Source organism: Methylobacterium sp. P3_A11 (genome assembly GCF_056403155.1).
On record NZ_JBFUGA010000171.1, the window covers coordinates 1 to 7,514 of the forward strand.

General features: G+C 72.1%; 4 protein-coding genes, 1 tRNA gene and 1 rRNA gene. 3 read left to right on the forward strand and 3 right to left on the reverse strand.

The window, feature by feature from the left end:
- Window positions 1-79: 79 nt before the first annotated feature.
- Window positions 80-195: ribosomal RNA gene (rrf, locus tag AC1DXK_RS29355) — 5S ribosomal RNA — on the forward strand.
- Between the two features lie 124 nt (window positions 196-319).
- Window positions 320-396: transfer RNA gene (locus tag AC1DXK_RS29360), tRNA-Met, on the forward strand.
- A 339-nt stretch (window positions 397-735) separates the two neighbouring features.
- Here the strand turns inward: AC1DXK_RS29360 and AC1DXK_RS29365 are convergent.
- The 3 genes from AC1DXK_RS29365 to gcvA form a co-directional block, all read right to left on the reverse strand.
- Entirely contained in the window at window positions 736-2,784 is a 2,049-nt protein-coding gene (locus AC1DXK_RS29365; RefSeq protein WP_477299601.1) for a YgiQ family radical SAM protein, read from the reverse strand.
- 272 nt (window positions 2,785-3,056) lie between these two features.
- Window positions 3,057-5,201 carry a helicase-related protein gene (locus AC1DXK_RS29370; protein ID WP_457107485.1) on the reverse strand — a complete coding sequence of 715 codons (2,145 nt, stop codon included), beginning with the start codon at window positions 5,199-5,201 and terminating at the stop codon, window positions 3,057-3,059.
- Between the two features lie 212 nt (window positions 5,202-5,413).
- Complete coding sequence (gene gcvA, locus AC1DXK_RS29375; RefSeq protein WP_477299602.1) at window positions 5,414-6,301, reverse strand: transcriptional regulator GcvA; 888 nt, start codon at window positions 6,299-6,301, stop codon at window positions 5,414-5,416.
- A gap of 93 nt (window positions 6,302-6,394) precedes the next feature.
- Between gcvA and AC1DXK_RS29380 the strand changes: the two genes are divergently transcribed.
- Window positions 6,395-7,514, forward strand: a 1,120-nt coding sequence (locus AC1DXK_RS29380; RefSeq protein ID WP_477299603.1) for an MFS transporter, incomplete at its 3' end; no start/stop codon positions are given.

Below are 7,514 nucleotides of genomic sequence, written 5' to 3' on the forward strand. Positions count from 1 at the left end.
GCTGCATGCTTGCCGAACAGGACACCGGCCGTCGCAGAACCCTGCGCAGCCAAGTCCCAAAAAAGTTGCGATGCGCCGGTCTGGTGGCCTGAGCGGCGTGCCCAGAACCCGATCCCATCTCGAACTCGGCCGTTAAACACGCCAGCGCCCATGGTACTGTGTCTCAAGACACGGGAGAGTCGGTCGCCGCCAGACCCGCCCATCGCAAACAACACCGGTCCAGACCGGCATTCCCTCGACACGAACACCGATCCGGCCCCGGACACACCGCCCGCGCTCACACGAGCCGGCGCACTCCGGACCAGCCGCACACACTTGGCGCGGGGTGGAGCAGCCCGGTAGCTCGTCAGGCTCATAACCTGAAGGTCACAGGTTCAAATCCTGTCCCCGCAACCAAATCCCAATACCAAACAACCCGCCACGCTCACATGCGCGGCGGGTTTTTCGTTTTCAAGGACGATCGATCCCCGTCGATCAGAAGCCGGTCCGCTCAGGCGGACCGGCTTCTTCGTGCGTTCAGTCCTTCGTGGTCGGGATTTCCGAGCCCGCGGGCCGCTCGAAGGGCGGACCCGTCGGAACCGACCCGTCGCGCTGCGTCGCCAGTGCCGGCCCATGCCCGAGACCTTCGGACCGACGGATCCAGTCCCCGATCACGGGCATATCCGGGTGCCCGGATCGCCCGGGCCGGTCCGAGGGCGCCCGCCCCCGGCCCGGGTATTCCCCGCGACGAGACCGTCACTTCCTCAGCGGGACGCCCTTCGTGGTGAAACGCAGGCCGCCACCCCCGTGGCGCACGGGTCGTGGCCGGTCCCCCGCCTTGCCCGCGCCTGCGCCTGTTCCCGGCGGTTGGGAGAACGGCACTAGCTGGTCCGGGCGCGGCCCGATGAGGTCGGCTCGGCCCATCTCCCGCAGCGCCTCGCGCAGCAGCGGCCAGTTCTCGGGATCGTGGTAGCGCAGGAACGCCTTGTGCAGCCGCCGCTGGCGCAGCCCCTTGATCGCCTCGACCGGCTCGCTGCCGCCGCGGCGCACGCCCCGCAGGGGGTTGACCTCGGTGTGGTACATCGCCGTGGCGGTCGCCATCGGCGAGGGCAGGAACGTCTGGACCTGGTCGGCGCGGTAGTTGTTCTTCTTCAGCCAGAGCGCGAGGTGCATCATGTCCGCGTCGGTCGTGCCCGGATGCGCCGCGATGAAGTACGGGATCAGGTAGTACTTCTTGCCGGCCTCCTTGGCAGCGGCGTCGAACATCTCCTTGAAGCGGTCGTAGGTGCCGATCCCCGGCTTCATCATCTTGTCGAGGGGGCCGCGCTCGGTGTGCTCGGGCGCGATCTTCAGGCGGCCGCCGACGTGATGGGTGACGAGCTCCTTGACGTATTCCGGGCTTCGGACCGCGAGGTCGTAGCGGACGCCGGAGGCGACCATCACCTTCTTGACGCCCTTCACCTCGCGGACCTTGCGGTAGAGCCGGATCAGGTCGTCGTGCGACGTGTTCAGGTTCGGGCAGATGTCCGGGAAGACGCAGGAGGGCAGCCGGCATGCCGCCTCGATCTTCGGGTCCTTGCAGGCCATCCGGTACATGTTCGCCGTCGGGCCGCCGACATCCGAGATCACGCCCGTGAAGCCCGGGGTCTTGTCGCGGATCCGCTCGATCTCGCGCAGGATCGAGCCCTCCGAGCGGTTCTGGATGACGCGGCCCTCGTGCTCCGTGATGGAGCAGAAGGTACAGCCGCCGAAGCAGCCGCGCATGATCGTCACCGAGAACTTGATCATGTCCCAGGCGGGGATCTTCGCGTCGCCGTAGGACGGGTGAGGGGCGCGGGCGTAGGGCAGGTCGTAGACCGCGTCCATCTCGTCGCTGGTCAGCGGGATCGGCGGCGGGTTGAGCCACAGGTCGCGGTCGCCGTGGCGCTGGACGAGCGGACGCGCGTTGCCGGGATTGGCCTCCCGATGCAGGACGCGCGAGGCGCGGGCATAGGCCTCCTTGTCGTCCTTGACCTGCTCGTAGGCGGGGAGCCGGATGACGGTGTCGCCGGGCCGGCGGGTGGCGGCCTCGTCCGCCGAGTCGAGGTCGTCGGCGGGCAGCTCGGTGTAATGGCCGGGCACGCGGCGGAACAGGGCGACGCCCCGGATCGCGTCGAGCTCGTGCGGTGCCGCGCCGGCCGCGAGGCGGTTCGCCACCTCGATCACGGCGCGCTCGGCGTTGCCGTAGAGGAGCAGATCGGCCTTGGCGTCCGCCAGGATCGAGCGGCGCACCTTGTCGGACCAGTAATCGTAGTGCGCGATGCGGCGCAGCGACGCCTCGATGCCGCCGAGCACGATCGGCACGTCCTTGTAGGCCTCGCGGCAGCGCTGCGTGTACACGATGGTGCAGCGGTCCGGGCGCCGGCCGCCTTCGCCGCCCGCCGTGTAGGCGTCGTCGTGGCGCAGCCGCCGGTCCGCGGTGTAGCGGTTCACCATCGAATCGAGGTTGCCGCCGGTGACGCCGAAGAACAGCCGCGGCTTGCCGAGCGCCTTGAACGGCTCCGCCGACTGCCAGTCGGGCTGGGCGATGATGCCGACCCGGAAGCCCTGCGATTCCAGCAGCCTCCCGATGATGGCCATGCCGAAGCTCGGATGATCCACGTAGGCGTCACCCGTCACGAGAACGATGTCGCACGCGTCCCACCCGAGCGCCGTCATCTCGGCGCGGCTCATGGGCAGGAACGGCGCCGCCGCTGCGGCCGGCGGCTTGCGGACGGGAGACGCGCAGGCGAGTGGGGCGGAGGCTTGGAGGTCCATGGGGTCCATGCATAGGCCGCCAGGACCGCGAGCTCAACGAAGGGCTCGGCGCGGTTACGAATCCGCGGCCCGGCACGGGATCTTTCCGACGCGACAGGCGGTCGCGGGCGACCGCCGCGCCTCGGCGGGTCGTGCCGGGATGGCAGGCCGCGGGGCCTCGGCCGCCCCGGACGCCGCCTCTCACCGGGCGGATACGGCCCGCCGGCGATGGGCGTCCCCGCCGCCTCGGGGCGTCGCGCAGCGGAATCCGTAACAGTCCCCGGGCGTGGTCCCGTCCCGCCTCATCGCGCCCCGCCCGTCCGCCGCGTTCGGCGCTCGGCCTTGCGGGTCGCGGTCTCGCGCAGGTGCTGCTCGATGGCGTCGTTGGCGCGGCCGCGCATGTGGCGGATGGCGTCCACGTCGTCGAAGGTCTCGGGGAAGCGCCGCGACAGCCACAGATAGGCGCTGGCGAGCTTCACGGTCCGCTCCTGGTAGTCCAGCGCGCCCGCGAGATTGCCCCGGAGCGCCGGCACCGTGAGTCCGGCGGCCCGGGCCTGGCACCAGCGCTCCAGCAGGCCCATGGCGATCTCGTCGCGCCGGTCGATCGGGCAGACCGAGAAGGCGAACTTCTCCTCGATCGGCAGCCGCGCCCGGTCGACGATCCGGGCGACCTCCAGCACCTCCTCCAGGGCCGAGGGCTGGAACGGCGAGCCGGCGTAGAAGGTCGCGCGGGCGAAGTGGGTGAGCACCTCGTACAGGCTGTGCGTGCGCATCTCCTCGGCCACCGAGCGGATCGCCCCGAGATCCGGGCGGACGAAGAAGCGCGTGTCGGCCGCGGGCGCCGTCGGCGCGCCCGAGAGGGCGGTGCGGATCGGCTCGGCGGCGAACGGGTCGGTCGCCGCCACGTAGCCGACATCCTGGTGGCCGTAGCGGCCGGCCCGGCCGGCGATCTGCCGGATCTCCGAGTGGGTCAGCGCCCGCTCGGCGGTCCCGTCCCACTTGCGCACCGCCGAGAACACGATCCGCTTGAGCGGCCCGAGATTGAGACCCATGCCGATCGCGTCAGTGGTCACCAGCACGTTGGCCTCGCCGGAGCGGAAGCGCGCGGCCTCGGCCCGACGGACCTCCGGCGACAGGGCGCCGTAGATCGTCGCCACCCGGTGGCCGCGGGCGACGAGGATCTCGCGATTCTCGTGCACGGCCCGACGGGAGAAGGCCACGACCGCGTCGCCCGCCTCGACCTTCTCCAGGGGCACCGGCTCCTCCAGGAGCAGGAGCGGCGACTTGCGGGTGAAGGGGATCACCTCCAGCGACTCGTTGGCGGCCTCGGCGGCGCGGCGGACATACGACAGGGCGTCGTCGGAGCCACAGACGATGACGGTCTTGGCGGCGACGCCGAACAGCGCGTTGGTCCAGGCCCAGCCGCGGTCGGGGTCCGACAGCATCTGGATCTCGTCGATCACCGCCACGTCGATGGGCCGCGTCAGGTCGGCGGTCTCGATCGTCCGGGCGGTGTGGGTCGGGTTGGCCTCGCCCAGCACCTCCTCGCCGGTGATCATGCCGGCGCGCAGGCCGCGCTCGCGCAGGGTCTCGAAATTCTCCAGCGCCAGGAGGCGCAGCGGCGCGAGGTAGGCGCCGGTCTCGGCCGCCATCAGGTGCTGGAGCGCCGCGTAGGTCTTGCCGGAATTGGTCGGCCCCATGTGGAACAGGATCGTCCGGTTGAGGCGCCGGGCGGCGGTGAAGCGCTCGATATAGGCGCCGAAGCCGACCTGATCGCGCAGGCGCCGCAGGCGCGAGCCCTCGCGGGCCACCGCCTTGGCGTGCCGGCGCACGGGGGTGAGCGTGTCGTTGAGGCCGCGGGCGAGCTTCGGGCCGTAGGTGAACACCCGGGACCGGAGGGAGCGGTCCATGTGGGCGATGTAGGCGGCGGCATCCGCCCCGACCTCGCGCAGGTCGACGAGGAGCTGCGCCCGCAGCCGGTCGACCGGCTTGTGCAGGGCGCGGGTCGCCTGAAGGGCGGTGCGCGCCACGGCGTCGCGCAAGGGCTCCAGGCGGTGGGCCGGGTCGTTCCGGGCGCCCATGCGCGCCAGGATCTCGGCCGCCTCCGGCTCGGGGGCGATGTCGAGCCGCAGGTCCAGGCGGCCGTTGTCGAGGAGCGGGATCTCGGTCCGGATCAGCCAAGTGATGCGGTGGTCCTTGGTGACCACGGCCCGGAGATTGGGGATCGCTTTCCGGATCGCGGGGATTCCGGTCTCCGCGAAGGCTCGGGCCGCCTGCATCGCGCGGAGCGCCCCGGCGACGCGGTCGTCCTCCACCTCGGCGCCGTAATCGGGCAGGTCGAGCTGGGCGAGCAGCCGGTCGAGGTCGACCGCGTCCGGGGAGAGGCCGAGCCGCCCGAGGGATTCGATCAGGCTCTCGATGGTCGGGCGGAGACGCTTGCGCGCCATGCGGTCACCTTCGGCAGAAGCGTCTGACGCCAACCCGGACTGTATCGGGGGCGTTCCGGATCCGATCCATGCGCCGGACGGAGGAGGCGCGCCATCCCCGACTGCGCGCCACGATCGTCTTTGCGAGCGCAGCGAAGCAATCCAGGCCAGCGCGACGCCTGTCAGTGTGGCGCGACACTGGGTTGCTTCGCTCCGCTCGCAAAGACGGGATCTCACGGCCGCCGGGCCGCGTCGGCGAGCCAGGCGCAGAAGGCCCGCACCGCCGGGTCCTCGGCTCGCGGCTCGGGGACGTAGGTGTAGTAGCTCCGCGCCGGCAGGGCGGGGGCCGCGAAGGGCAGGGTCAGGCGGCCGGCCGCCACGTCGTCGGCGATCAGCCGCTCCGGCCCCATGGCGACCCCGAGGCCGTCGAGGGCGGCCTGGAGGGTCAGGTAGAAGTGTTCCAGCGTCACCGAGGCCTGCGGTTGCAGGTCCGGCACGTCCGCCGCCTGCAGCCAGTCCGGCCAGACCCGCGGGAGCGTCGCGGCGTGCAGCAGCGTGTGCTGCCGGAGGTCCTCCGGTGTCTGGAGGGGCAGGCGCTGCAGGAGGGCCGGGCTGCAGACCGGGATGCGGCGCTCGGACAGGAACGGCTCCGCGCGATGGCCCGGGCGCGTCTCCGGACCGCCGCGGATCGCGACATCGAACGACTCCGCGAGGTGCGCCAGGGGCACGTTGGAGGTCGTGAGCCGGACCTCGATCGCGGGGTTGGCCACCTGGAAGCCGGACAGGCGGGGGATCAGCCAGCGCAACGTGAAGGTGGCGAGCGCATTCACGTGCAGCAGGCGCGGCCGGCCGCGCTCGGCCTGGCGGGCCGTGGCCAGGGCGATCCGGTCGAGGGCGGCGCCGATCTCGGTGGCGTAGGCCCTGCCGGCCTCGGTGAGGACCACGCGCCGGTTGTGGCGCTCGAACAGCGGCAGCCCGAGCCAGCCCTCCAGCATCTGCACGTGCCGGCTGACGGCCCCGTGGGTCACCCGCAGCTCGTCGGCGGCCCGGGTGAAGCTCCCGTGCCGCGCGGCCGCCTCGAAGGCCTTCAGGGCGTTCAGCGGCGGCAGGCGGCGGTGCACGGGTCAGGTTTCCTCACGCGAGCGTCAGCTTAAGTCGTTTGTCAGCCCCGGGCCAGGGCGCCATCCTGGCTCGGAACCACGAAGGATGGCTGGATGTCCGTCGCGTCCGATCTGACCGCGTCTTCCGAAACCGCGTCCCTGCCGGAGGCCCGGCGGACCCTGGTGGCCACCGGATTCAATCACGCCCTGCACGACGGCTACACCGACCTGATCTACGTGCTGCTGCCGGTCTGGCAGGCGGAGTTCGGGCTCGACTACGTGGCCCTGGCCCTCCTGCGCTCCCTCTACAACGGCGCCCTGGCGGCGCTGCAGATGCCGGCGAGCCGCCTCGCCCAGTCCTGGGGCGCGCGCACCGTGCTGGTGCTCGGCACGCTCCTCAGCGCGGCCGGCTACGCGATCGCCGGTGCCTCGGGCGGCCTCATCGGGCTCGGCATCGGGCTCCTGCTCGGCGGCGCCGGCAGCAGCACCCAGCATCCCCTGGCCTCGGCGGTGATCGCCCGGGCCTACGGCCCCGGGGCGCGGGGACCCCTCGGCACCTACAATTTCACCGGCGACCTCGGGAAGGCGGCGGTCCCGCCCGTGGTCGGCCTGCTGCTGACGCTGACGGGCTGGCGGCACGCGCTCTGGGTGATCGCCGGCGCGGGGATCGTGGTCGCGCTGGCCGTCGGGTGGCTGCTGCCGCGTGAGCCGGCCTCACGCGGCGAGTGCACGCCCTCCGGACGGACGGCCAGCCGACCCGCGGCCGGCTCGCGGCGCGGCTTCCGGCTGCTCGTCGCCATCGGCATGCTCGACAACGCCGCGCGGCCGGCCTTCCTGCTGTACCTGCCGTTCCTTCTGCAGGACAAGGGTGCGGCGCTGACCACGGTGGGCCTCGCGCTGTCGCTGGTCTTCGTCGGCGGCGCGCTGGGCAAGGCGGTTTGCGGGCGCCTCGGGGAACGCCTCGGCGTGACCCGGACCGTGATCCTCACCGAGACCGGCACGGCGCTCGCGATCCTGGCGGTGATCGTCCTCCCGCTGGCGCCCGGGCTGATCCTGCTGCCGCTCCTCGGCGTGATGCTGAACGGCACCTCGTCGGTGCTCTACGGGACGGTGCCGGAGCTGGCCCCGGGCGGCCGGGTCGAGCGGGCCTTCGCGGTGTTCTACACCTGGACGCTCGGCGGCAGCGCGCTGGCGGCGCCGCTGCTCTACGGGCGGCTCGGCGACGCGGCTGGCC

Excerpts from the sequence above, each read along its gene's own strand:
- AC1DXK_RS29365 (WP_477299601.1), bottom strand. The coding sequence starts at position 2,784 with ATGGACCCCATGGACCTCCAAGCCTCCGCCCCACTCGCCTGCGCGTCT.
- AC1DXK_RS29370 (WP_457107485.1), bottom strand. The coding sequence starts at position 5,201 with ATGGCGCGCAAGCGTCTCCGCCCGACCATCGAGAGCCTGATCGAATCC.